The organism is Nocardia alba NBRC 108234 (assembly GCF_001612665.1).
In the GTDB taxonomy this organism is placed as follows: domain Bacteria; phylum Actinomycetota; class Actinomycetes; order Mycobacteriales; family Mycobacteriaceae; genus Nocardia; species Nocardia alba.
The window spans coordinates 101,897-126,139 of record NZ_BDAX01000034.1 but is presented as its reverse complement, the minus strand read 5'-3'; the positions used below and the strand labels follow the sequence as shown (position 1 = coordinate 126,139).

27 protein-coding genes are annotated in these 24,243 nt (G+C 68.2%); 12 read left to right on the top strand and 15 right to left on the bottom strand.

Translation table 11 applies throughout. The features are described from left to right. From NA12_RS29270 to NA12_RS29245, 6 genes are all read right to left on the bottom strand, one after another. A partial coding sequence (locus NA12_RS29270) for a DEAD/DEAH box helicase (protein ID WP_067458711.1) occupies positions 1 to 1,267 on the bottom strand: 1,267 nt, incomplete at its 3' end. Positions 1,268 to 1,523: 256 nt separating this feature from the next. Beyond that, the gene (locus NA12_RS29265; protein ID WP_067458647.1) at positions 1,524 to 2,462 is read right to left on the bottom strand and encodes a M56 family metallopeptidase; all 939 of its coding nucleotides are present in this window, start codon (positions 2,460 to 2,462) and stop codon (positions 1,524 to 1,526) included. A 64-nt stretch (positions 2,463 to 2,526) separates the two neighbouring features. After that, on the bottom strand, positions 2,527 to 2,916 hold the full coding sequence (locus NA12_RS29260) for a BlaI/MecI/CopY family transcriptional regulator (RefSeq protein ID WP_174551145.1): 390 nt from the start codon (positions 2,914 to 2,916) through the stop codon (positions 2,527 to 2,529). A gap of 62 nt (positions 2,917 to 2,978) precedes the next feature. After that, positions 2,979 to 3,803, bottom strand: coding sequence for an ABC transporter ATP-binding protein (locus NA12_RS29255; protein WP_067458641.1), 825 nt, complete (start codon positions 3,801 to 3,803; stop codon positions 2,979 to 2,981). Then, positions 3,800 to 4,951, bottom strand: a complete 1,152-nt coding sequence (locus NA12_RS29250; protein ID WP_243654984.1) for a FecCD family ABC transporter permease — start codon at positions 4,949 to 4,951, stop codon at positions 3,800 to 3,802. The genes NA12_RS29255 and NA12_RS29250 overlap by 4 nt, the downstream gene beginning before the upstream one ends. Further along, entirely contained in the window at positions 4,948 to 5,994 is a 1,047-nt protein-coding gene (locus tag NA12_RS29245) for a FecCD family ABC transporter permease (protein ID WP_067458638.1), read from the bottom strand. The genes NA12_RS29250 and NA12_RS29245 overlap by 4 nt, the downstream gene beginning before the upstream one ends. 110 nt (positions 5,995 to 6,104) lie before the next feature. On the opposite strand from NA12_RS29245, the gene NA12_RS29240 reads away from it, so the two are divergent. Then, a complete protein-coding gene (locus NA12_RS29240) occupies positions 6,105 to 6,803 on the top strand; it encodes a hypothetical protein (RefSeq protein ID WP_067458635.1) in 699 nt (232 codons plus the stop codon). 39 nt (positions 6,804 to 6,842) lie between these two features. Here the strand turns inward: NA12_RS29240 and NA12_RS29235 are convergent, their stop codons facing one another. Both NA12_RS29235 and NA12_RS29230 read right to left on the bottom strand, forming a co-directional pair. Further along, positions 6,843 to 7,874, bottom strand: coding sequence for an alpha/beta hydrolase (locus NA12_RS29235; protein ID WP_067458705.1), 1,032 nt, complete (start codon positions 7,872 to 7,874; stop codon positions 6,843 to 6,845). Between the two features lie 208 nt (positions 7,875 to 8,082). Further along, entirely contained in the window at positions 8,083 to 8,688 is a 606-nt protein-coding gene (locus NA12_RS29230) for a maleylpyruvate isomerase family mycothiol-dependent enzyme (RefSeq protein WP_067458632.1), read from the bottom strand. Positions 8,689 to 8,758: 70 nt separating this feature from the next. Here NA12_RS29230 and NA12_RS29225 point away from each other — a divergent pair, with 70 nt between their 5' ends. After that, a complete protein-coding gene (locus NA12_RS29225) occupies positions 8,759 to 9,745 on the top strand; it encodes a MerR family transcriptional regulator (protein ID WP_084473196.1) in 987 nt (328 codons plus the stop codon). Here the strand turns inward: NA12_RS29225 and NA12_RS29220 are convergent. After that, on the bottom strand, positions 9,700 to 10,212 hold the full coding sequence (locus NA12_RS29220) for a L,D-transpeptidase (protein ID WP_243654985.1): 513 nt from the start codon (positions 10,210 to 10,212) through the stop codon (positions 9,700 to 9,702). The genes NA12_RS29225 and NA12_RS29220 overlap by 46 nt on opposite strands. A gap of 153 nt (positions 10,213 to 10,365) precedes the next feature. Continuing rightward, the gene (locus NA12_RS29215; protein WP_067458626.1) at positions 10,366 to 11,556 is read right to left on the bottom strand and encodes an FAD-dependent monooxygenase; all 1,191 of its coding nucleotides are present in this window, start codon (positions 11,554 to 11,556) and stop codon (positions 10,366 to 10,368) included. An 82-nt stretch (positions 11,557 to 11,638) separates the two neighbouring features. Between NA12_RS29215 and NA12_RS29210 the strand changes: the two genes are divergently transcribed. Together NA12_RS29210 and NA12_RS29205 are read left to right on the top strand one after the other, a co-directional pair. After that, entirely contained in the window at positions 11,639 to 12,343 is a 705-nt protein-coding gene (locus NA12_RS29210; protein ID WP_067458622.1) for a TetR family transcriptional regulator, read from the top strand. A 262-nt stretch (positions 12,344 to 12,605) separates the two neighbouring features. Continuing rightward, complete coding sequence (locus NA12_RS29205; RefSeq protein WP_067458699.1) at positions 12,606 to 12,989, top strand: PaaI family thioesterase; 384 nt, start codon at positions 12,606 to 12,608, stop codon at positions 12,987 to 12,989. 146 nt (positions 12,990 to 13,135) lie between these two features. Here NA12_RS29205 and NA12_RS29200 read toward each other — a convergent pair whose 3' ends face one another. Then, positions 13,136 to 13,708 carry a 3'-5' exonuclease gene (locus NA12_RS29200; RefSeq protein WP_067458619.1) on the bottom strand — a complete coding sequence of 191 codons (573 nt, stop codon included), beginning with the start codon at positions 13,706 to 13,708 and terminating at the stop codon, positions 13,136 to 13,138. A 248-nt stretch (positions 13,709 to 13,956) separates the two neighbouring features. On the opposite strand from NA12_RS29200, the gene NA12_RS29195 reads away from it, so the two are divergent. The 8 genes from NA12_RS29195 to NA12_RS29160 all read left to right on the top strand — a co-directional run bounded on the left by NA12_RS29195 (position 13,957) and on the right by NA12_RS29160 (position 20,236). Then, positions 13,957 to 14,259, top strand: coding sequence for an urease subunit gamma (locus tag NA12_RS29195; protein ID WP_067458696.1), 303 nt, complete (start codon positions 13,957 to 13,959; stop codon positions 14,257 to 14,259). A gap of 8 nt (positions 14,260 to 14,267) precedes the next feature. Next, positions 14,268 to 14,579 (top strand): urease subunit beta, encoded by a 312-nt coding sequence (locus tag NA12_RS29190; RefSeq protein ID WP_067458615.1) that lies wholly within the window; start codon positions 14,268 to 14,270, stop codon positions 14,577 to 14,579. 57 nt (positions 14,580 to 14,636) lie between these two features. Next, positions 14,637 to 16,358 carry an urease subunit alpha gene (locus NA12_RS29185; protein ID WP_067458612.1) on the top strand — a complete coding sequence of 574 codons (1,722 nt, stop codon included), beginning with the start codon at positions 14,637 to 14,639 and terminating at the stop codon, positions 16,356 to 16,358. A 159-nt stretch (positions 16,359 to 16,517) separates the two neighbouring features. Next, positions 16,518 to 17,063, top strand: a complete 546-nt coding sequence (locus NA12_RS29180) for a YbaB/EbfC family nucleoid-associated protein (protein WP_067458609.1) — start codon at positions 16,518 to 16,520, stop codon at positions 17,061 to 17,063. Positions 17,064 to 17,172: 109 nt separating this feature from the next. Then, a complete protein-coding gene (locus NA12_RS29175; RefSeq protein WP_067458606.1) occupies positions 17,173 to 17,502 on the top strand; it encodes a type VII secretion target in 330 nt (109 codons plus the stop codon). Positions 17,503 to 17,504: 2 nt separating this feature from the next. Further along, positions 17,505 to 18,485, top strand: a complete 981-nt coding sequence (locus NA12_RS29170; protein ID WP_067458603.1) for a WXG100 family type VII secretion target — start codon at positions 17,505 to 17,507, stop codon at positions 18,483 to 18,485. Positions 18,486 to 18,527: 42 nt separating this feature from the next. Continuing rightward, entirely contained in the window at positions 18,528 to 19,199 is a 672-nt protein-coding gene (locus NA12_RS29165) for an O-methyltransferase (RefSeq protein ID WP_067458600.1), read from the top strand. A 107-nt stretch (positions 19,200 to 19,306) separates the two neighbouring features. After that, positions 19,307 to 20,236, top strand: a complete 930-nt coding sequence (locus NA12_RS29160) for a LysR family transcriptional regulator (RefSeq protein ID WP_067458597.1) — start codon at positions 19,307 to 19,309, stop codon at positions 20,234 to 20,236. A gap of 9 nt (positions 20,237 to 20,245) precedes the next feature. Here NA12_RS29160 and NA12_RS29155 read toward each other — a convergent pair whose 3' ends face one another. Genes NA12_RS29155 through NA12_RS29140 form a run of 4 tightly spaced genes read right to left on the bottom strand, consistent with a single transcriptional unit; the run spans position 20,246 to position 24,220 of the window. After that, positions 20,246 to 21,058 carry a carbohydrate ABC transporter permease gene (locus tag NA12_RS29155; protein WP_067458594.1) on the bottom strand — a complete coding sequence of 271 codons (813 nt, stop codon included), beginning with the start codon at positions 21,056 to 21,058 and terminating at the stop codon, positions 20,246 to 20,248. Next, positions 21,048 to 21,995 carry a carbohydrate ABC transporter permease gene (locus NA12_RS29150; RefSeq protein ID WP_067458591.1) on the bottom strand — a complete coding sequence of 316 codons (948 nt, stop codon included), beginning with the start codon at positions 21,993 to 21,995 and terminating at the stop codon, positions 21,048 to 21,050. Before NA12_RS29150 ends, NA12_RS29155 begins: the two co-directional genes overlap by 11 nt. Further along, positions 21,996 to 22,853 (bottom strand): metallophosphoesterase, encoded by an 858-nt coding sequence (locus NA12_RS29145; protein WP_067458588.1) that lies wholly within the window; start codon positions 22,851 to 22,853, stop codon positions 21,996 to 21,998. It abuts the gene before it with no gap. Next, the gene (locus tag NA12_RS29140) at positions 22,850 to 24,220 is read right to left on the bottom strand and encodes an ABC transporter substrate-binding protein (RefSeq protein ID WP_067458585.1); all 1,371 of its coding nucleotides are present in this window, start codon (positions 24,218 to 24,220) and stop codon (positions 22,850 to 22,852) included. The genes NA12_RS29145 and NA12_RS29140 overlap by 4 nt, the downstream gene beginning before the upstream one ends. Between the last annotated feature and the right edge of the window lie 23 nt (positions 24,221 to 24,243).

Genomic DNA, 24,243 nt, shown 5'->3' with positions numbered 1-24,243 from the left:
GACGACGAGTACGCCCGCCGCCCCCGTTCGCCGACCTGGCCGGCTGCGCAGGCGCGACCGGCGCGGCCAGCGCGATTCCGCTGGGCTTGCGGGCGCCGGTGATCTCCACCAGGTTCCGGTCGCCGGGGCGCACGTCGACACCGTCGGTGCGCACGCCCGCCTTGCGGGTCATCGCGGCGACGTCCTTGCGCTCCTCGTCGGTGACGAGGGTGACCACGACACCGTCCTCACCCGCGCGCGCGGTGCGGCCCGCCCGGTGCAGGTAGGCCTTGTGCTCGGCGGGCGGGTCGAAGTGCACGACCAGCGAGACACCGTCGATGTGGATGCCGCGCGCGGCCACGTCGGTGGTGACCAGTACCGGCACCGACCCGTCGGCGAAGGCCGCCAGCGTGCGGACGCGGTTGTTCTGCGCCTTGCCGCCGTGCAGCGAGCCCGCGTCGACACCGGCGCCGCGCAACTGCTTGGCCAGGCGGTCGGCGCCGTGCTTGGTGCGCACGAACATGATGGTCAGGCCCTCGCGCGCCGCGATCTCGGTGGCCACGGTGCGCTTGATGTTCTTGTCGCGCACATAGAGCAGGTGATGGGTCATCGTCGAGACCGAGGCCTCGGCGGGCGCGGTGGAGTGGGTCACCGGGCTGTGCATGTAGCGCTTGACCAGCTTGTCCACGTCACCGTCGAGGGTGGCCGAGAACAGCAGGCGCTGACCCCGTTCGGGGGTGCGGTCGAGCAGGCGGGTGACCTGGGGCAAGAAGCCCATGTCGGCCATGTGGTCGGCCTCGTCGAGCGCGGTGATCGTCACGTCCGACAGGTCGGCGGCGCGCTGCTTGATCAGGTCGTCGAGGCGGCCCGGGGTCGCGATGAGTAGGTCGACACCGCGGGCGAGGCGGTCGGCCTGACGCTTGATCGGTGCCCCGCCGACGACGGAGGCCACGCGCAGTCCCAGCGAGCGGGCCACGTCTTCGAGGGCCTTCTCGATCTGGGTGGCGAGTTCGCGGGTCGGCACCAGCACCAAGCCGCGCGGGCGGCCGGGCTTGGACTGCGAGCCTTCGGCCAGGCGGGTCAGCATCGGCAGGCCGAAGGCGAGGGTCTTGCCCGAGCCGGTCGGGCCGCGACCGAGCACGTCGCGCCCGGCGAGGGCGTCGCCGATCGTGGCGGCCTGGATGGGGAAGGGCTTGTCGATGCCGGCGTTGCGCAGGGTCTGCACCAGCGCGACGGGCAGGCCGAGTTCGGCGAAGGTCGGTTCGTTGGGCACGGCAGAGTTGGTCAAGGTGGCCTTTCGTTGGGCTGCGAATCGCGCCGAACGATGATCGGCGCCGATTACCCGAATACGCGCCTCGGCGTGAGCGGGGTGCGGCCCAGCAGGAAGGACCGGTCTCCCAGGATAGGCGTCTTCGGGGCCGGTTGGGTAAACAGGCTGGTCAGGGAAGCGTTTGTGGCAAGGCTTGTTCCGCTGCGGCGGCTGTGGCGTCGGTGCCCTCGTCGCACCGGCCGTGCGGCACGTAAGCGGAAGGCGGATCGCCAGGTCAGCCGCGCAGGAGCCGGTTGAGCTCCTGGAGCCACGGCACCGCCACGGCCAGTGTCGGGACGACCAGAATCGCGGCCGAGCCGAGGTAGGCGGCGGTGGCGACTCTCACGTCTCCGGTGCTGCCGGCGAGCCGCTGGATGCGGATCAGCGTGCTCGGTCCGCCCGCGGCGAGCGCACCCTGCGGGGCGGTGGACTTGGCGCAGGCGATCAAGGCGCGGGCGAGCGGCTTGGGCCCGGTGACCTTCACCGCGGAGTCGTCGGCGAGCAGTTCGATCAGCAGCTTCACCTGGCCGAGCGCGGCTCTGCTGCGGACCACGCGGGGAAAGGCCTCGTGCACGGCGGTGAACGCCTCGAGCACGAGATCGTGGCGGGCGCGCAGATGCGAGCGTTCGTGGCTCACGATGGCGGTGATCTCGGCATCGTCGAGGCTGGACAGCGTGCCCTCGCTGATCACGACCCGCTGGCGAAGGCCGGGCAGGCAGTAGGCGATGGGTTCGGTGGCGGCCAGCACGCGGATATCGGCGGCGCGGCGCACCGGGCCACTTTGATCGAGCAGGTCGACCAGCATGCGATGGCGGGAGCGGCGGCGTCGGGTGTGCACACCGACCCGCACGATCGAGAACATCAGCCGGGCGCCGACCATCAGGGTCAGCGCGAAGACCAGCACGTAGAGCGTCCACAGCGGCAGACCGAGCGCGTCGATCTCCTGGGTGGGCGAGGTGGTGGGCCTACCGTCGGGGCCGGGGACGAGCAGCAGGCTGGCGATGGCCAGCCCGGATCCGAAGGCGCTGAGCACGGCGGCCAGCGCGATCGCCTGCCACAACACCAGGGCCGCGCGCGGGCTGCGGTGCACCCAGGTAGCGCGACTGAGCAGCGCTGGTACCGGCCCTGCGAGAAGCAAGGCGAGACCAGCAAAGACTGCCGCGGTTGCGTTCATCGACTCTGCTCACTGCGTTGTGGGGCCAGGGGCGCTCACTCCATTGTGAGAGCCGCCAGGGAGTCTAGCCGCTGTTTTCGTCGGATTCGAGCTTGGCGAGCGCCTCGCGCAGCGCATCGGCTTCGTCCTTGCCGACCTGCTCCACGAAATGCACCAGCGCCGCGGCGCGACTACCTGCGGCGTCGGCCTGTTGCAAGGCGTCGACCATCAGGCTCGCGACGAGTTCGTCGCGGCTGTGAACCGGTGCGTACCGGTGCGCGCGATCGTCGCGTCGCTGGACGACGAGATCTTTCTTCGCCAGTCGTTGGAGCACCGTCATCACCGTGGTGTACGCGAGCTCGCGCCGCGCGGCCAGCGCTTCGTGTACCTGCCGCACCGTGAGTGGCTCATCGGCCGACCACAACTGGTCCATGACCGCTTTTTCGAGTTCGCCGAGACCTGCCATCCCACTGATTTTACGGCCTCAACGACAAACATGCGTACTACAGATTGTCGTAACGGGGTGTTTGCTGTGTGTCATTCGTCATAGTCGGCCGCGCCGTACACATGTCGGGTGCCGATCGGGACCACCATCGGCCGTCCGGAGACCGGATCGGTGAGCACCGTGGCCTCCAGCCCGAACACCTCGGCCAGCAGTTCGGCGGTGACGATGTCGGCCGGTTTACCCTGCGTGACGATCTTGCCCTCGCGCATGACCACGAGTTCGTCGCTGTAGCGGATGGCGAGATTGAGATCGTGCAGCACCATCACCACCGTGCGCCCGTACTCGGCGTGCAGCCGGTCCACGAGGTCGAGGACCTCGAGCGAGTGCGCGAGATCGAGGTAGGTGGTTGGTTCGTCGAGCAGCAGGATATCGGTGCCCTGGGCCAGCGCCATGGAGATCCAGGCTCGCTGACGCTGGCCGCCGGAGAGTTCGTCGAGGGTGCGGTCGGCCAGGTCGGCGATGCCGGTCTGGGCCAGTGCCGCGGCGACCTCGGTCTCGTCGTCGGCCGACCACTGCCGCAACCAGGACTGATGCGGATGACGTCCGCGCGCGACCAGATCGGCGACCGTGAGTCCCTCGGGCGCCACCGGCGTCTGCGGCAGCATGCCGATCACCCTGGCCACGTCCTTGGTCTTCATCGACGAGATGGCCTTGCCGTCGAGCACCACCTGGCCCTCGCGCGGGCGCAGCAACCTGCCGAGCGACTTCAACATCGTCGACTTGCCGCAGCCGTTGGGGCCGATGACCGTGGTGACCACGCCGGGCGCGATGTCGAGGGTGAGCGCGTCGACGATCACTCGCTCCCCGTAGCCGAGGGAGACGGTGTCGGCGGCGAGGCGGTGGGCGGGGCTTGTCATGAGAGCGTGGCCTTCCGGTTCATGCGAACGAGCAGGTAGAGCAGAAACGGTCCACCCAGCGCGGCTGTGACGATACCTACCGGGAGGTCGACGGGCAGGAGCGCGCGCGAGACGACGTCGGCGCCCGCGACCAGAGCGGCCCCGGTCAGCGCCGAGGCGATCAGCGGCTCGCCCGCGGTCCGCAGCGCCATCCTCGCGATCTGCGGTGCCGCCATGGCGACGAATCCCACCGGCCCGACGGCGGCGGTCGCGACCGAGGCCGCCACGACGGACGCTCCGATGAGCAAGGCCTGCTGCGACTGGATCCGCACCCCGAGCACCCGGGTCGAGTCCTCGCCCAGGCGCAGCGCGGCCAGCGTGCGCGCCGACACCAGCGACACCACCGTCACGACGGACAGGGCGATGACGGCGGGCACCACCCTCGCCATGTCGGCTCCGTTGAGCGACCCGGTGAGCCACAGCTGGGCACGGGCGGCGTCGGTCAGGCTGGCGCGGGTGAGCAACCAGCTGATCACCGACATCAGCACCGCGTTCACGCCGATGCCGATCAGGACGAGCCGGAATCCGGTGACACCGCGTTCGCCGCCGCCCCCGCGACCCCAGGCCAGCAGATAGATGACGACGGCGGTCAGCAGGCCACAGGTCAGCGCGGCGATCGGGGCTCCGACGGTCGCGATCAGTCCGGTCGTCGCACCGCCGCTGCCGACCAGCACGGCGACAGCGCCGACGCTGGCGCCGGTGGTGATGCCGAGCACGTCGGGCCCGGCCAGTGGGTTGTGCAGGATCGACTGCATCAGCGCGCCCGACAATCCGAGCGCTGCTCCGACGACCACGGCTGTCAGCGCCCGTGGCAGTCGCGATTCGATGATGATGAAGCGCTGGGATCGGGTCCCGCCGCCGCCGAGCACGTCGAGGACGCGACTCAGCGGGATAGGGGTGTCGCCGACGGCGATGTCCAGGCAGAACAGTGCGAACACCGCGAAAGCCAGCGCCACGACGATGCCGAACACGACCGGCCGCAGCACCAGCGACGCCGGCCCGACCCGCAGCGCGGGGCGCACCTTGCGCAGCTCGGTGGCCGCGCGGTCCGTGTTCGTTGGTCCGGCGGCTGTCCGGTCGGCGGCCTTGCTCATCTCGACCTCACTCACAGCGCCACCAACTTCTTGCGACGCACCAACGCGATGAAGAACGGCGCGCCGATCGCGGCCAGCATCACCCCGACCTGGAGTTCACCGGGCCGGGCGATCACCCGGCCTGCCACGTCGGCGACGAGCAGCAACAACCCGCCGAGTAGTCCGGAGTACGGGATCAGCCATTTGTTGTCCGGTCCGGTGATGGTCCGCGCCATGTGCGGAACCACCAGCCCCAGAAACGCGATCGGCCCGATCGCCGCGGTCGCCCCGCCCGTGAGCAGGACCACCGCGAACAGGCCGAAGGCCCGCGCTCGGGTGACGTCGACACCGAGTCCGCGGGCGACATCGTCGCCGAGACTCAGCAGATTCAGGCTGGGAGCCGCCGCCATGGCCATGCCGGCGCCGACCACCAGAAACGGCAGGACCTCCCAGAAGACCTCCGCTTCGCGCCCGGCCACATTGCCGACCACCCAGAATCGGTAGGTATCGAGTGCGGCGTTGTCGAGCACGATGATCGCGTTCGTCATCGCCTGGAGGAAGGCGGTGACCGCCGCCCCAGCCAGGATCAGGCTCAACGGACTCGCCTTGCCCCCGCCGATCGAGGACACCCCGAACACGATCACCCCCGCGATCGCCGACCCGGCGAAGGCGAACCAGATGTACTGCGCGGGCGCGGTGAAGCCGAACGCGAAGATGCTCAGCGCGGCAAGGAAACCCGCGCCCGCATTCAGTCCCAACAATCCGGCATCAGCGAGCGGATTCCGGGTATACCCCTGAATGAGCGCGCCCGCCACGCCCAATGCCACTCCGGCGAACAGGGCAAGTGCGGTGCGCGGCAGACGAAGCTCGCGCACGATTTCCTCGGCGGTGGAGCGGGCCGGGCATCGGAACGGGCCGCCGTCGCAGCCGAGAGCGTGTGTGACGGCGTCGAACACCGTGGTGGGTGCGAGCGAGCGGGTGCCGATGGCGATGCTGGCCACCACTGCCACGGTGAGCAGGACAACGAGCAGCAGAAGCCCGGTCAGACGACGACGTCTGACGGTGCCAGGGTGGATCACGGCGACGAACTTCTCCTGCCTAGAAACCGGACACGACTTGTGAAGTCTGGTAAGCCTAACCTATGTTCCGAGACAGCATCGTCACGGGAACCAACGTTCGAGGAGGTTCGATGTCCGAGCCCGTCACCACCGCCATGTCCCGCACCACCGCCGCGTTCGACCGCGCCTGTGCCAGGTTGCAAGCGCTGCAACCCGAGCATCCGCGCGTGTATGCCGTCGCGGCGATGAGCGGGCAGGGTAAACGGCGATGGTGGCATGTGCCCAACGGGCTGTCCGAGGGTCGCGTCGAGTTGATGTACCGACGTCACGCCGCGGAGATGATCAACGACGAGATCGCCGCCGAAGTGGTCGCCACCGCGCTCATCCACGCCGTGGCGGGCCGCGTCACGGCGCTGTTCGTGATGGACGCGCAGGCCTGGGATCCCGGTCGCGACAACCTGTGGATCCATCACGACAACGACGGCGGCATCGACTGGGCGGGCTTGTCCGACACCAGGATTCGCGTCGTCGACTGTGATCCCGAACCCGGCGCGGTCGCCTTCCCCTGTGAAGCCGCCATGGCGGTCTGGCTCGCCCAACGCTGCGTCTCCTCGCTGATTCCGTTGCAAGCGGTACTCACCCGCTGCTCCGGGTTGCCCGCTCGCCGTTTCTGGAGCCTGGTCGGTGAATCCATCATCGGCGCGGCCACTTACGTCCCCGACCTCGCGCGCGCCGACGTCTCCGCCGGGGCACGTCGCGGCCAACTCCTGCTGGGCGCCTTCGAGGAGCGGGGCCTTCCGGTTCGGCGCAGCAGCTGCTTACAGCGCTAGCGGACCCACGACTGATCGACGGCGGGGTGTCCTCGGTGCTCAGATGCCGAGGGCTGTCGCCATCATCGGCCACGAGGCGTGGAGGTCGTCTTCCCAGTAGCCCCAGGAATGGGTGCCGGTCGGGCGGAGGTCGTAGGTGATATTCGTGCGGCCGAGTTCACGGGTTCGCTGCGCCAGATTCGCCGTGCAATAGGCTGTCGCGGCTTCGATGCCGCCGCCGATCAGCATTTGATTCATCAGAATCGACGTCGGATTCTTTCCGATGATCTGCACACGCGGGTTCGACAGCGTGTCGTGCGGTCCCGGCAGTCCGCTGCCCGCGGAGATATACATCGGAATATTCGGCAATCGGTGAGCTTGCGCGTAGGGGTCGTGCTCGCGCCACGCGGCGTCGGTATCCGGGCCCCACATGTTGTCGGTGTTCCCGCCGCCCAGTCGCACGACGAGGGAGACGAAGGCTCGACCGATCGGATCACTGGTCATCGCGCAGCCGCTGTAGGCGGACACGCTGCGGTACAGCTCGGGCGCTTGGATCGCGAGATCGAGTACCGAGGTCCCCGCCATCGAGATGCCGGCCAGTGAATTGACGCCGTTCGTGCCGAAAGTCGCGTCGATGACGGGGGGCAGCTCCCGGGTGAGGAACGTCGTCCACATATTGCTGCCGTTGTTGTCCAGATTCTTCGCCAGGCCCGCGTCCGGTCGCCGCCAGTCGGTGTAATAGCTGAACGCGCCCTCCATCGGAATAACGACATTGACATGCTTGTCGGCGAAGAATCCACCGGCATCGGTCTGCCCCTGCCAGTTGGCCGAATCCTCGCCGCCGCCCGCGCCGTTCAGTAAGTACAGCGTCGGAGCGGGCGTCGAGGTGTCGGCCGGGCGTAGTACACGCAGCGCGATCGTGCGATCCATGGCGGGGGAGTAGACGTTGATGTCGGCGACCCGGTCGGACTGCGTCCGGCTCACCAGGTGCGCGTCCGGCGCGGCTGATGCCGGTGCGCCGACTACGACAGGCGAGGCGACTGCCAGGGCGCAGACGGCCGACAGGATCGCGCGAAGCATTGCGTTGGTCATGGTGTTGTGGCCTGCTGACTTCTCGGGCGGAACCGGGGCACGGGATCCGGCTCGCCGCCGAGCCGAATCGAGCGTCGTCACCATCGGATCGCCGATGTGATGCCGGTAACATATCTCCGTCGTTCAATTGTGGCAAGCTACTGTTTCACTCGCCGGTGACGTGTGCGTTTTCGTTCCGGTGGAACCGGCTCGGTGTCGCCGGGTCCGGCTACCCGGGCGGTGCGGTGCGGCCGGTGACGATCATGAGCAGTTCGGCCGCCGTGCCGCTGATCGTCGTTCCCGCGCCGACCGTCCAGTTGGTGTCGGTGCAGGTGAGGGTGTACCCGGCGAGTCGAGTCCGGGCGTGAAACGGCGCCCCCATCGTCCAGACCCGCTCCAGCGACAGCTGCGCCGCCGCCGTCGGCATCACGCGCTCGATGTCGAGCGGTACGGCGATGTCCTGCCCGTGCACCAGCAGGTCCATCAGCCGGTCGATCGGTGTGGTGCCGATCGGCACGGCCCTCGAGTCGATCGTGGCGCGCAGTTGGGCGAGTAATTCGGCGGTCGGCGTTCGGTCGGCGTGCCGGACGGCGGTGTCGTGAACGAGGCGGTCGGTATTGCCGCGCGCGCGAATCAGATTCCCCATCAACGACATGATCGTGACGCGGGTGGCCAGCACGAGATGTGCCACGACATCGCGAATCCGCCATCCCTCACAGAGCGACGCGGTGTCCCATGCCGATTCGGGCAGCTCGCGCAGCAAGGCGACCAGGGTGGTGCGTTCCTCGGCCACCGCCTGCCAGATCGTGTCGTTCACCGTGGCGGGTTCGGTCATCGTCGAGTCTCCTTCGGGTTGGCGTCCTCGGTACCGTAGGAGTTCCACCGAGGTGGAGGTGCCAGCGAAAGTGACTCACGTCACCTATTTGACGATCGGTGAGCTCGCCGCGCGCACGGGCGTCGCGGTGCGGACAGTCCGGTACTACTGCGATGCGGGCCTGCTGGATGCCGCGCGCACGGCCACCGGTCACCGGGTGTTCGAACCGGACGCGGTCGATCGACTCGCGCTGTTGCGCCGATTGCGCTCCTTCGGCGTCGGACTCACGGCGATCGAGAGTGTTCTGGACGGCACCCGATCGATCGCCGAGGTGATCGCCGCCGAACGCGCCGCCGTCGACGACGAACTCGATGCGCTCAATCGTCGCCGAGCACTACTGCGCGCCGTCGAGTCGGCGGTCCCCGAAAAGCAGGGCGAACACCTGAATCTTCTTGCCGCCGTGATCGATCCGCGTGCGGCCTACGACGTGCTCGTCGCGTTCTGGCGCCGCCAACTCGCACCGCTGCCGACCTCGGCCATCGACGGGTTCCTCAGCATGAACGTTCCCGAACTGACCGCGCAGGCCCGCCCCGAACACCTCGTCGCGTATGCGGAACTGGTTGCCGCCGTATCGAATCCGGATATCGCAACCGTCATGTACGACACCATCCGCCACCGCGGCACCCCCGGAATCCGCGACGAACGCCGTTTGCTGTTCGAGGTGGCCGATGCCTGCGTGGCTGTCGAACCGCTCGTGGCAGCGGGCTGCCCACCCCACGCGGGCGCGGAACTCGACCGCTACGTCGAGGTTCACGCCACCGCCCGCGGTCGCCGCGACACCCCGAGCTTGCGCCGCCAACTCCTCACCGACGCGGACCATCGAATCCGCCGATACTGGCACTTGACAGCGACGTTCACCGGTGACGCCGTCACCTCCGGCGCTGCTCAGCTCTGGTTCATCGACGCCCTGGCCGACTCGGTGACGCGACACGGGGAGGCCGGTGACCGGCCTCCCCGTTCGCGATCCGGAACTCAGGGAACGACTTCGACGATGTCGCCCGGTTCCAGCCACTCGTAGTGCGCCTTCGCGCCTTCCGGGGTCAATCGGATACAACCGTGGGACTGCTCCTCGGTGGGTCCGATGTGATAGGCGATGTCGCCGTTGAAGAAGACCGCGTATTCCATGGGGGCGTTGTGCAGGGTGCTCCAGTGGAACGGCTTCTTGAACGCCACCTTGAACACGCCGGGAGGCGTTTCGTAACCGGGCCGGCCGTGTGACATCGGGCTGGGCCCGAAGGTGACCTTGCCGTTGTCCATCAACCACGCGTTGTTGGTCGACAACTGCAGGCACGCACGGGCTTTCTCGCTGCACGGGGCCACCACGGGCTCCGGCGGCGGCGCGGGAACGATGGCGGGCACGCCGGGCACATCGGGTCCGCCGGGCCACAGGGGTTCGGCCTGCGCGGGTGTCGCGACCGTGGCCCCGACCACCGCCGCGCACATCGCCGCCTGCACGGCCCATCGGGGAATACGACTACTACTCACGAAATCTTGCCTCTCTCGCCGCGCCCACCCCTGGTCGTTGTACGCCCAGAACATGAGCTTTCACCATCGACACAAGCCTCGGAACATAGAGGTACAGCGATCATGGAGTATTGCGATCGTGTTGAGCAAACCCGCGACCGGGCTACCGGCGCGTCACGCACGCAGCCTCGTCGGGGGCCGATCCGGTCCGCCGCGCGGGCGGTCGGCCCGGAACGCGCGGGCGGCCAACGGTGGTAACACCATCAGCCGGGTGAGCTGATTGCGCAGCCGGATTCGAGCGGTGGTGGCGGGCACGAGCATGGTGCCGCCGACCCCGGCCGAACGCTGACGAGCGCGCACGGTCGGGCGCAGGCGGCGTTCATAGCGGGCGAACGCGACAGTGGGGTGCTCGCTCTCGGCGAGCGCGGTGGCGAGGATGTGCGCGCCTTCGATGGCGAGGGCAGCGCCCGAACCCGAGAACGCGGTGGGGCAGTAGGCGGCATCGCCGACCAGGCCGACGCGCCCGCGCGACCAGTTCGGCATCCGGATCTGTGTCATCGCGTCGAGATAGAAAGTCGGATCGGCGGTGGCGGCGTCGAGCAGGGCCGGTATCTCCCAGGCGCCCGCGGCGAATTCCTCGCGCAGCAGCTCGATCTGTGATTCGCGGTCGCGCGGGAATCCGAACTCCCGTTCTGTGCGAAACGCGAAGAACGCCTGCGCGTCTCGGTGCTTTGCGGATCGATACACCCCGGCGACGCGGCCCGGTGTGTTGTGCAGCGTCACCTCACCTCGCGCGCCGAATGCCACATCCACTGTGGCGGTGGCGAACCCGATGCCCAGCGGGTGCGCCGCCTCGGCCTCGCTGAGCACCGCGAGATTACGCACCCGCGAATGCAGGCCGTCGGCGCCGATCACCAGATCGAATTCCGCGCTGGTGCCCCCGGCGAAACCGACCTGCACCACCTCGCCGTCCTGGGTGATGGTGTCGACGGAATCGCCGAACCGGTAGTCGACGTCGTTGGTGGTGGCGTCGTAGAGCACACGGGCGAGGTCGCCGCGCATCACCTCGATATCGCCGATCCGGTCGAAAGTGCTGGTCGGCATGCCCGCGACCTGTCGTCCCTCGGCATCGACGAAGGTGAGTGCCCGGATATCGGTGGCGAGGTCGCGCAGCGCGGGCAGCACCCCCATGGCTTCGGCGATGCCGACCGCCGCGCCACGCAGGTCGACGCCGTTGCCGCCCGTGCGCAGCGCCGGAGCTTGTTCGACGACGGTAAGCCGGAAACCCTGGCGGGCGAGCCAGTAGGCGAGAGTGGGCCCGGCGATGCTGGCGCCGGAGATGAGAACGCGGGGACTGGTCGACATAACGACTCCTCAGTGACTGACCGTTGGTCAGTTCCCAACTTAGGCCTCTGACCGGCGGTCAGTCAAGGAATAGAATGCGTCGATGAGTGATAACGCAGCGGCCGGAACCAGGGAGCGCATCCTCGCCGTCGCGATGGATCTGTTCAGCGCCCACGGCTATCACCGCACGACGGTGCGGGCGATCGCCGATCAGCTCGGCATCTCCAAAGCCGGTGTCCTCTACCATTTTCCGAGCAAGTACGACATCCTCGCCGGCCTCGCCGAGCCGCTGCTCGTCGCTCTCGCCGACGCCGTCGCCGCGGCGGTCGATCCCGATCCGCGACGGGCGCGCAGGCAGGCGCTCGAAGGCATCCTCGACGTCTATCTCGAGCATCGGTATCTGTTGCGCCTCAATGTCAACGATCTCGCGCTCGCCGCGTCCGGCAGCATCTTCGAGCGGTTCCGCGACCTGGTCGTGGCGGCGAACGTACTGGTGGCAGGTCCGGACCCCACGCTGTCGGATCGGGTGCGCGCCGTGCAGGCATTGGGTGTGCTCAGTGACCCGGTGGTGCTGTTCGCCGACGAATCGCCCTCCGCCCTGCGGGCGGAGGTGCTGGCGGGGGTGGACCTGCTGTATCCGGACGAGGTGCATGCCGTTGCGGTGCAACGCGGACGACCCGCGCTGCTCGACAGCGAGGGTGTCGCCACCGCGCGCCGGATGAGCCGGATCGAGCACCGCGGCGCCGCGGAGATCGCCGCCGCGCTCGGCGTCTCGCGGGCCACCGTCTATCGGTATCTCAAAGACTAATTATGAGACGAATTATGAGACATTAATGAGACGAATTCACGGACACTTGACGAGTTAGGTAAGCCTGACCTACTCTGAACTCGGCGTACGGATGAGCCGGTGGTCCCGAGGGCTGCGGTCGACTCCGCCATCCTGCCGCGGCGGGCTCCGTTTTCGAGACGGAGCCCGCCGCTACGTCTTACCGCCTGCCGCCCACCGTTTTGGATGGTGTAAACCGGACAGTATGAGCGAAACGTCCCTGGTCGGCATCACCCCTGAGTTGATGACCAAAGCCAGCGAAGGCACCTTCACCGACTTCATCGGCCTGCGCTACACCGAGGTCGGCCCCGACCGGGTGCGCGGTGAATGGACGGTGCGCCCCGAACTCCACCAGCCCGCCGGCATCCAGAACGGCGGCGTCTACTGCACCATCATCGAAACCCTCGCCAGCGTCGGCGGCGGCATCTGGTTCGGCGCGCGTGGTTCGGTCGTCGGCGTCAACAACAACACCGACTTCCTGCGCGCGGTCCGCGACGGTGTCCTCACCGGCGAGGCCACCCCGATCCACCGTGGCCGCAGCCAGCAACTCTGGGTCGTCGTCATCACCGACGCCGACGGCCGCACCGTCGCCCGGGGCCAGGTCCGCCTGCAGAACCTCGCAGCTTGACCCCACCCGGGAGCCTGTGGCCCGGAATCATTTCGTCATCGTCGGCTTGCCTGGGCTGATGACGAGTCGATCGGCGCGGTCGCGGAAACTGTACGGCGCCAGTGCGTTTCAGAAAGGGCGGCGGCAGTCGTCGCGGAGCGCGAGACTCAGTCGACGGTGGTGACCTGCCATGCGCCACGGCCGAGGACATCCACGACCAGCGCGCCGATGTTCCACGCGTCGTCGTCGCCACGGTGGTGTGTGCCCTCCAGGGGGATCTCGGCGATGCGGAGCGCGTGGTCCATGCCCGGTCGTCGACGCAGGTCGTAGGACTCGGCGAACACCTGTTTGGCATTGGTGTGCTCGGGGCCGAAGGGGTACTCGACGCCGGTCGCCGCGCACTGGGCGCGGAACTGCTTGCGGTCGTAGTCGCCCCAGCTCGCCCACGGCCGCGTACCTGCCGCGAACTCGGTTTCCAGCAGGCGGCACGCCTCACCGAACTCGACACCCCGATCCACCTGCTCCTGGGTGAGGGTGGTGAGCTCGGTGCAGAAATCGCTCACCGTGGAACGGGTCGGGCGCACGATGATCCCGTGTTTGCTCACCCGCGTTCGGGTTGCGAGATCGACCACGGTGATCCCGATCTCGATGATCTCGTTGGTCTGCCCGGCCGGTGGGTCGCCGACCCAGCAGGTGGCTTCGACGTCGACCACGTTGAGTAGGCCGGTCCATTCGTTCATGACTGTGACGGTACGGGCGCACGATGACGCACTCCAACGGATTTCGCGCGGGCGTGGGCCCCGTGGAGACGGCGCGGCAGCTGCCTGGCCGGTGACGAGGCGGCTTCGAGACCGAGTGCGAGCCCTTCGTTAACATCTCGTTAACCACCTCGGGGTCGTGCCCGGTCGTGTTCGACGGCGGTCGCCACGCGGGCGCAGGACGTGCCAGAATGTCGCTCACCGACCACGACTCGCCGAGGAGAGAACGTATGCGCCTGTCGCCGCACGAGCAGGAACGGCTGCTGCTGAGCTACGCGGCCGAGCTGGCGCGCCGCAGGCAGGCGCGGGGGTTGAAGCTGAACCATCCGGAGTCGATCGCGATGATCACCGACCACGTGCTCGAGGGAGCGCGCGACGGTCGGACCGTCGCGGAATTGATGTCGTCGGGGCGGTCGGTGCTCACCCGCGAGGATGTGATGGACGGGGTGCCCGAGATGATTCACGACGTGCAGGTCGAGGCGACGTTTCCCGATGGCACCAAGCTCGTCACCGTGCACCACCCGATCGGATAGGCGAGACCATGATTCCCGGCGAATATCTCTGTGCCGAGGGCACGATCGAACTGAACGCGGGGGCGGTCCGCGTGGAACTCGAGGTGGTCAACACCGGTGATCGCCCGGTCCAGGTGGGCAGCCACGTGCATTTCCCACAGTCCAACGCCGCGCTGGAGTTCGACCGCGAGGCCGCCCACGGGCACCGGCTCGACATACCGGCGGGCACCGCCGTGCGTTTCGAACCCGGTCTGCCGCAGCGTATTTCGCTGGTGCCGATCGGCGGCACCCGCGAGGTCCACGGCATCAGCCCGAATCCGCCGGGCCGGCTGGATGCCTGAGGTGACCGAAGACCATCGCGCGGCGGGCACTGCGCCGCGACATCCGGGAGAGAGTCGATGAGCGAACTGAGCCGCGCCCGCTACGCCCAATTGTTCGGGCCGACCACCGGCGACCGCATTCGCCTGGCCGACACCGACCTGCTCATCGAGATCACCGAAGACCGCAGTGGCGGACCGGGGCTCGCCGGTGAGGAGGCGGTGTTCGGCGGCGGCAAGGTACTGCGCGAGTCGATGGGACAGTCGCGCGCCACGCGCGCCGACGGCGCCCCCGACACCGTCATCACCGGTGTCGTCATCATCGACCACTGGGGCATCATCAAGGCCGACGTGGGCATCCGCGACGGCCGGATCTGCGGCATCGGCAAGGCCGGTAACCCCGACACGATGTCGGGCGTGCACCCGGACCTGGTCGTCGGCCCGTCGACCGAGATCATCGCGGGCAACGGCCGCATTCTCACGGCGGGCGCCATCGACTGCCACGTCCACTTCATCTGCCCGCAGTTGCTGGACGAGGCGCTCGGCGGCGGCATCACCACGCTCATCGGCGGCGGCACCGGCCCCGCCGAGGGCTCCAAGGCCACCACCGTCACACCGGGCTCCTGGCATCTGGCCCGGATGCTGGAATCCCTCGACCACTGGCCGATGAACATCGTGCTGCTCGGCAAGGGCAACACGGTCAGCCACGAATCGATGTGGGAGCAATTGCGCGGCGGCGCATCGGGTTTCAAGCTGCACGAGGACTGGGGCTCCACTCCGGCCGCGATCGATGCCTGCCTCACCGTCGCCGACGCGGCGGGGGTGCAGGTGGCGCTGCACTCCGACACCCTGAACGAGGCCGGTTTCGTCGAGGACACCCTCGCCGCCATCGCGGGACGCGGCATCCACGCCTACCACACCGAGGGCGCGGGCGGCGGTCACGCGCCCGACATCATCACTGTCGCTTCCCATCTCAATGTGCTGCCCAGTTCCACCAACCCCACCCGGCCGCACACCGTGAACACCCTCGACGAGCACCTCGACATGCTGATGGTGTGCCATCACCTGAGCCCGTCCATCCCCGAGGATCTGGCCTTCGCCGAATCACGGATCCGGCCGTCCACCATCGCCGCCGAAGACCTCCTGCACGACCTGGGCGCGATCTCCATGATCGGCTCGGACTCCCAGGCGATGGGCCGTATCGGTGAGGTGGTGATGCGCACCTGGCAGACCGCGCACGTGATGAAGCGCCGCCGCGGCGCCCTGGTGGGCGACGGTGCGGCCGACAACGCCCGCGTGCAGCGCTACATCGCCAAATACACGATCTGCCCGGCGATCTCGCACGGACTCGACGACGAGATCGGCTCGATCGAAGTCGGCAAACTCGCCGACCTGGTGCTGTGGGAACCGGCCTTCTTCGGGGTCCGCCCGCACGCTGTCCTCAAGGGCGGCATGATCGCCTGGGCCGCGATGGGCGACGCCAACGCCTCCATCCCCACCCCGCAGCCCGTGCTCCCGCGCCCGATGTTCGGCGCCGCTGCCCCGGCCGCGGCGGCCACCTCCCTGCACTTCGTCTCCGAACAGGCCATCGACGACGGCCTCGCGAATCGGTTGAACGTGCGCCGAAAGTTGGTGCCGGTCAAGAACGCCCGCCGCGTTACCAAGGCCGACATGCCCCACAACGACGCCATGCCCCGCATCGAAGTCGACCCCGACACCTTCACCGTCCGCGTCGACGGCGAGGTCTGGGCCGAGGAACCGGCCACCGAACTCCCGATGGCCCAGCGCTACTTCCTCTTCTGACCCGCCGCCGGGTGAGCGGGCGTCAGCTCGGCGTTCGCCGCAGGCTGATGAACGCTGTGGTGGCCGCGTCCACTAGGCTCGGCGCGATCCGAGCGGGGCGGGCTGCGGCACGCCTTTCGCCGCACAGCGCCGGGGACCCGGCGGGAGGGGAACACGAGCATGGACGATCTGAACAATGCCGCCACGGAGCTGTCGCGCTGGGCGGAGGACCTCGAGCAGAAGGCGCAGCGCTACCAGGAGCTGCACGCCAAGATGACTGCGGTGAGCGTCACCGACACGTCGGCCGACGGCCGGATCAGTGTCACCGTGGACGCCAACGGTTCGACCACCGCGATCACCTTGGCCGCCGCCGTGCGGGGCATGGATCCCACCGCCGTGGCCACGGAGCTGATGGCCTGCACGCATCGAGCGCAGGCGCGCCTGCGTGACCAGGTCACCGGCCTGGTGCACGACACGGTCGGCACCGACGAGGCGGGCGAGGCCATCGTCGGCCAGTACAGCGAGCGGTTCCCCGATCTCGACCCGACCTCGTCGGCGACCGTCCCACCGTCGGCGCCGCCTGCCGCTCCGCCCGCCCCCGCGACACCGTGGCCCGCCGAGCCCGACGCTCCCGCCACCCGCAAACCCGACCGCAACCGGGTTGTCGCACCTGATGAGCCCTCCGATGAGGACATGTTCTACCAGCGCAAATCCTGGTTGCAGTAGCCACCGCTACAACCCGGCACACATTCGAGGGAACCGAACGGGGTCGGGGCGCGTCCAACTAGTTCGAGAGCTGCGGACTCGACCGAGTTCGCCGGAGGAGGGATTCTGCGTGACCAGTCTGGTGAATGTGAATCTGGAGGCGATCAGGTCGCAGGCCTGTTCGGTGGACGGTGTGTCCGGCGGGGTCGCCAAGGCGCTCGAGGCGGCGAACTATCTCGCCCACGCCGACGACGGCTACGGCCTGCTGGTGAAGCCGTACGCGGTGATCACCCTCAACGCGCTCCATGACGACATCACCGAGGCGCTCACGCTGCTCGACACCCTGGCCTCGGAGATGCCGGGCAAACTCCGCACCGCCGCCGACACCTTCGAAACATGTGACACCACCAGGGCGGGCGATCTGTCCGGCAAGACCGCCGAGATCGAAAGGAGCGTCTGACCATGGCAGACGGACCCAACGCGGCGGGCACGTTCCTCAACGAGCACACCGTGCTGCCCGGCATGGTGAGTACCTTCGACGACGGCGAAGCACCGGACAACGCGCTGCTCTCCGACGGCGTCGACTATCGCGACACCTACTACCAGGAAGACAACTTCCTGCTCAGCAACGTGGGCAAGCCGACGGGTGGGGAGGAACCCGACGGCGGCATCATGAAAGGCACGCTCGCCGGGGATACCTGGGAGAACGGGCTCGGCCTCTACAACGCGATGACCGGCGACGGCGCGATCATGACCAAGGTCGACGCGATCTCCAAAGCGGCGGGTACCGCGGGGGATTGGGCGTCAGCGGGGTCGATGTTCGCCAAGGCGATCAAGGGCACCTCCACCCTGGCGAAGTTCGACCCGTTCAATTTCCTCGGCGCGCAACTGATGAGCTGGATGCTCGAACACGTCGAACCGATGCGCAAGTCGCTGGAATCGATCACCGGCAGCCCGGATATGGTCCAGGCGTATTCGGATTCGTGGAAGGCGATCGCCGAGAGTCTGACCACCACCGCGCAGGAGTGGGCCGCCGCGCTCGACACCGGAATCGGTGAATGGGCGGGCGAGGCCGCGCAGGCGTACGTGGCCACGGCGACCGAGCTCACGGGCCAGATCGCCGAGAAGGCGGCCGTCGCCGAGGTGCTGTCGGAGTGCAACACGGCGATGAAGGGCATCGTCGAGACGGTGCGGGAGATCGTGGTCGAGATCCTGAGCAATCTCGCCGGTATGCTCGCCGAGATGACCGCGCTGCTGATCGCCTCCGCGGGCACCGCGACCCCCGCGCTGATCGCCCGGGCCCTGTTGGATATCTCGCTGGCCACCGCGACGGTCTCGCAGATGCTGATCAAACTGGCGCAGGCGTTGATCGATACCAAGATGCTGGCGCAGAGCGCGGTGAAGATCATCAAGGGCGTCACCGAGGTCGAGACCGCGAAGTAGCGGCTCGACGCGCAATCGGGTGCGCGGTGGCAGACTGCGACTATGACGACCAACGATTGGGCCGATGTCGACAACTACCTCGTCACCACCCTCGTCGGTGACGAGGGAGTGCCCGCACTCGCCGCCAACGCCGACGCGGGGCTGCCCGCCATCGACGTCTCCCCGCCTCAGGGCAAACTGCTGAACCTGTTGGCCCGCACAGCGAAAGCGCGCCGGGTCCTCGAGATCGGCACCCTCGGCGGATACAGCACCGAGTGGCTGGCGCGCGCGGTCGGTGACGGCGGCCTCGTGGTCACCCTCGAATTCGAACCCCGCCACGCCAAGGTCGCCCGCGAGAACCTCGACCGCGCCGGGGTGGGCGAGCGCGTCGAGATCGTGGTGGGCGCGGCCCTCGATACGCTGCCCGGTGTCGCCGAGGATCAGACCGAACCGTTCGACCTGGTCTTCATCGACGCCGACAAGGTGAACAACTCCCACTACGTGCAGTGGGCGCTGCGCCTGACCCGTCCCGGCTCGGTGATCATCGTCGACAATGTGGTGCGCGCGGGCGTGGTGGCCGACGAGCAGACCGAGGATCCCAACGCCAGGGCGAGCCGCGAGGTGATCGAACTGCTCGCCGCCGAGCCGAGTCTCGACGCGACCGTCATCCAGACCGTCGGCGCGAAAGGCTGGGACGGCTTCGCCTACGCCGTGGTGAACGGTCCGAATTCCTGATCTTCACCGCCCGGCAATGCGCCGTGTCATTGCCGGGCGCCGTCGATTCATCGGGGCGTTGTTCGCTGCCGCTAGCGTGGGAGTGTTCGACTCGAGGAGCCGCCAGTATGGAATTCCGTCATCTCGTCTCGTTCATCGCGCTCGCCGAGGAATTGCACTTCGGGCGTGCGGCCCAGCGCCTGCATCTGACCCAGCCCAGCCTCAGCGCCCAGCTGCAGAAGCTGGAGAAGTCCCTGGAAGTGCAACTGGTCGCCCGTAATTCCCACGAGGTGCGGCTGACCCCCGCGGGCCGGGAGTTCGAGCTGCAGGCCCGCCAGATCATCGCCCAGCTCGACCGGGCCGCCCAGGCGGCGAAGGCGACCGCCGCCGGTCGGGCGGGCAGCCTCAACATCGGCTACAACCTGCCCGCCAGCAAGCACATCCTGCCCGACGCGTTGGCCCAGCTCACCGATCACCACCCCGGCATCGCGGTGTCGTTGTGGGAGAAGCGAACCGGGCCGCAGCTGGCCGCCCTGGCCGACGGATCCCTCGACCTGGCCATGGTCTACGGCCATCCCAGCACCGCCGACTTCCGGTATCGCCGGCTGCTGCACCGGATTCCGCTGGTGGCGGTGGTCGGCCGGCAGCACCGATGGGCCCATCGCTCGCACGTGTCGTTCGCCGAACTGCGCGATCAGGACTGCGTGCTGTTCGCCCGCGATCAGTGTCCGGCGATGTACGACGCGATCCTGCGCTCGGCCGCGCAGACCCGGATCTCGCTCAATGTCACGCAGACCGCCGACGATCCGGGCGCCACGGCCCACATTGTCTCGGTGCGCCCGCTGGTCGGATTCGCGTCGCTGCCCCGGGCGGTGTCGGCGAATATGGGGTCCACGGACACCGACCCGGTGGCAGTGAAACTCGTCGATCCCGTCCCGACCCTGGATCTGCATGTGGTGTGGCGGGCCGACGAACAGAATCCGGCGGTGGCGATTTTTCTGGATTGCCTCGCGTCCACGGCACCTGACCGGGCCGACGATCCGGTATTGACGGCCTGAAGTCGTCGTTCATTTCAATCCCGACCGCACGAACGCGTTGACGATGTGGCGCTGCAACACCAGATACAGCAGCAGCACCGGGAGGCAGGCCAGCCCGGCCAGCGCCATCATCGGCCCCCACTGATCGCCCTCGGAGCCCATGAAACTGCGCAGCCCGAGCTGGAGCACCGAGTTGGACTGACGCAGCACGACCGCGGGCCAGAAGTATTCGTTCCACGCGTTGATGAACAGCAGGATGCCCAGCGCGGCGAGCGCGGGTCGCAGGTTCGGCACCACCACGGTCCACAGGATCGACCACGACGAACGTCCATCGATCTTCGCGGCGGCGATGAGCTCCTTCGGGAACGCCGACATGTGCTGGCGCAACAGCAGCACCGCCAGCGCCGAGCACAGCGTCGGCAGCACGACCCCGATCAGGGTGTTGATCAGGCCCAGCTGGTTGAGCAGGATGTAGTTGGGCAGCATCGTGACCTGGAACGGCACCAGCCACACCCCGACGAACGCCAGATACAGCAGCTTCTGCAGCGGGAAGGTGTAGATGGCGAACGCGTAGGAGGCCAGCAACGCGATGAGGAGCTGGCCTGCCGCCGAGAGCACCGCGACGAAGAACGTATTGGCGATCAGGCCGACGATGTCGACCTTCTGCGCCGCGTCGAGGTAGTTGGCGGTCGACAGGGGCCACGGGATCGGGGACAGCGAGGTGACGTCCTCGGGTCGGCGCAGCGAGGTCGCGAACAGCCAGTAGATCGGGAACACGCACACCAGCGCCGTGGCGGCGAGCAGCAGATGGCTGCCCACCCCACGCAGTCGGTCAATCGTCATGGACAGCAACCTTTTCCGAGATCCAGACCAGCAGTGCGGCCACCAGACCGAAGCCGAAGAACAGCAGCACACCGGCCGCGGCGCTCAGACCGGCGTCGAAGCTGTGGAAGGCGTAGTCCCAGAGCAGGTAGTAGATATTGGTGGTGGCCTGCGCGGGACCGCCCTGGGTCATCGAGTCGATGAGCGGGAATGTCAGTGTGGGACTGAGCAACACGGTCGTGAGGATGAGGAACAGCACGGTGGGCGAGAGCAGCGGCAGCGTGATCCAGCGCCGGATCTGCCCGGGCGAGGCGCCGTCGACCCTGGCCGCTTCGTCGTAGTCGCCACTGATTCCGGCCAGACCCGCCCACACCACCAGCACCGCGAAGCCGATCAGGTGCCAGGCGGTGATGGCGATGATCACCCCCTGCGCGGTCGAGGCCTCGTACACCCAGTTGCGGCCGGAACCGGTCACCTGGGCGAGGAAACCCGTTCCCGGATGCAGCAACCAGCGCCACACCGCCGCCGCCGCGACCGGCGCCACCAGGAACGGCGCGAACACCAGTGCCTGGTAGATCGTGCGCGCCCGACCGGTGACCCGCCTGCTCGCCATCGCGATCACGACGGGCACGACCACCGTGAACGGCAACAGGCCCAGGATCAGGGTCCCGGTGCGACCGAGCGCGCCCCAGAACGCCGGAAGATCGAGCAGCCGTTCGTAATTCGCGGTGCCGACCGGTGTCATCGGGGCGGTCGGCAGCAGGTTCCACGAGTAGGTGGACAGTTGCAGGGCCTGTACCAGCGGTTGATAGGTCCACACGACCAGCAGGAACAGCGCCGGACTCAGGTAGAGGTACGGCGCGACGAACCGTGCCGCGCGACGGCGGGTGAGACGCCGGCGCACCGGCGTCGCCGCGACTGGCGGTATCGGCGACGCCGGCGCATCGATGACGAACATCTACCGCACCGCCGCCCGTGCGGCGACGATCGCCGCGATCTGCTCGAGCATCTCCGACTCCGGCCGGTCATAGACCTTCGGTGCCGGTGTGGCGTCGATCGCGGTGGCCAGCACCGTCGACGCCAATACGTCGATGCGGCTGTAGCCGAAACCGGAGAACCCGCGGTGCCTGCCCGCCGGCGCCATCGCGTCCAGCCGGTAGGCCGTCGCGGGACCGATCCACACCGGAATCCCGGCCAGCGCCGACGCGCCGGTGAGGTGGTTGTGTCCGCACAGGATCATCCGGACATCGGTGCCCGCCACGACCTCGGCCAGCTGCTCGGCGTCCTTGAGCCGGAGGAAGTCGAGGGTGGCCAGCGGGGAACGCAGCGGCGGATGGTGCACCACCAGCACGGTGCCGTGCGGGGCGGGGGTGCGCAGCTGTTCGGCCAGCCAGCTCAGCTGCTCCGGCTCGAGCTTGCCGTCGTGCTGCAACGGCGTGGTGCTGTCCAGCACGATGATCCGCAGGCCGGCGACCTCGACGCACTGGTCGTGCGGCAGATCCGGGTCCACGGTGTCGCGACCGAGCAACTCGACGCCGAAGGCGGTGCGTTCGTCGTGATTGCCCATCGCGTAGACGATCTGGGCGCCGAGCTCGGCCGCGACGGGCTCGACCGCGGCCCGCAACCGCCGGTAGGCCTCCGGCGACCCGTTGTCGCTGAGATCACCGGAGAAGATCATGAGGTCCACGTGCTGCCCGAATTCGCGCACCCGGTCGAGCACCGCGGTCAGGTTGGCGGCGGTGTCGACGCCGTGGAGCAGTTCGCCCTCGGCCCGCAGGTGGGTGTCGGTGATCTGGACGATCGTCAGCGCGCTCATGACTTGGGCATGAGTTCGGTGCCCGCGGTGCGGGCGGCGGTGAGCGTCGACTGCGGGTCGGCGCCCTGGAACACGACGGCTTCGACGGCGTCCATCATGCCGTCGCGCATCTGCAGATAGTTGTTGCCCGGCATGGACACCCACGGCTCCATGTTCGCCAGCTGCGCGACGTTCGGGCGCAGCAGGGGGTTCTGGTCGGCCCAGTCCTTGAGCCCGCCCGCTTCCTCGAGCAGACCGGTCCGCAGCGGCAGGTAGCCGATGTTCTGCGCGATCTTCTTGTAGGAATCCTCGCTGGTGAGGTGCTTGATCAGCTCCCACGCGGCCCGCTGCTTGGCGGGATCGTTGGACAGGATGTGCAGGCCCGCACCGGAATTGGTCGGGACGGCGGGCTTGGTGCCGAAGCCGGGCATCGGCGCCGAACGCAGGTCCCATTTGCCCTTGGACCCGGTGACGAACACGCTCTGCAGCGCGCTGGTCTCGAGCATCATGCCGATCTCGCCGCGACCGAACGCCTCGTAGCCCTGCTTCTGATTGAGCTTGGGCATGCTGCCGTTGGTCACGAGGTTCTGCGCCATCTTGGTGACCTCGACGGCGGGCGCGTCGGCGAAGGTGAGGGTGTTGCGGTCTTCGGAGATCACGCGGCCGCCGTTGGAACGCACCAGCGACTGGAAGCACCAGTCCTTGGCGGTCTTGGTCAGGCAGTCGATGTACACCCCGCCCTTCCCGGTGCGCTCGGCGATCGTCTTCGCGGCGGTGGTGACCTCCTCCCAGGTGGTGGGCGGCTTGGCGGGGTCGAGTCCGGCCTCGGTGAACAGCGACGCGTTCAGGTACAGCACAGGTGTGGAGAAGACGAACGGAACGCCGTAGGTGTGGCCTTTCCAGTCGTCGAGCGTGCGCGCGCGGGGGGCGTAGGCGTGGCGGGCGCCGTCGAAGTTCTGCTGCACCGCGGGCGCGCCGAGAAGTTGGTCCAGCGGCTTGGCCTTGAGCTGGTTGATGGTGAAGTCGAGGTCGGAGAAGCCGAGCTGGGCGACATCGGGCGGGGTGCCGGCCACCATCTGGTTCTGGATGCTGGAGACGGTGTCGGTGGCCGGGTTGGGGCTGTTGCCCTGCGGCTTCTGCGCGGTGACCTTGATGTTGGGGTGCTTGGCGCTGAAGTCGGCGATCAGGGCGTTGAAGGTGTCGGTCCAGGCGCCCGCCACCCCGTAGCTGTAGGACTCGAAGACGATCGAAACCTGTTGGTCGGCAGCCAGTTCGGGGATCTGCGCGGTGCTGGTGGCGTCGGTGGACCCGGTGGTGCCGAGGCCACAGCCGGTGAGCGCGAGAGCGGCGGTGAACACCACGCCCAGCGCGGGCAGTGTGCGTTTCATCGTGGTTGTTTCCTTCTCATCGG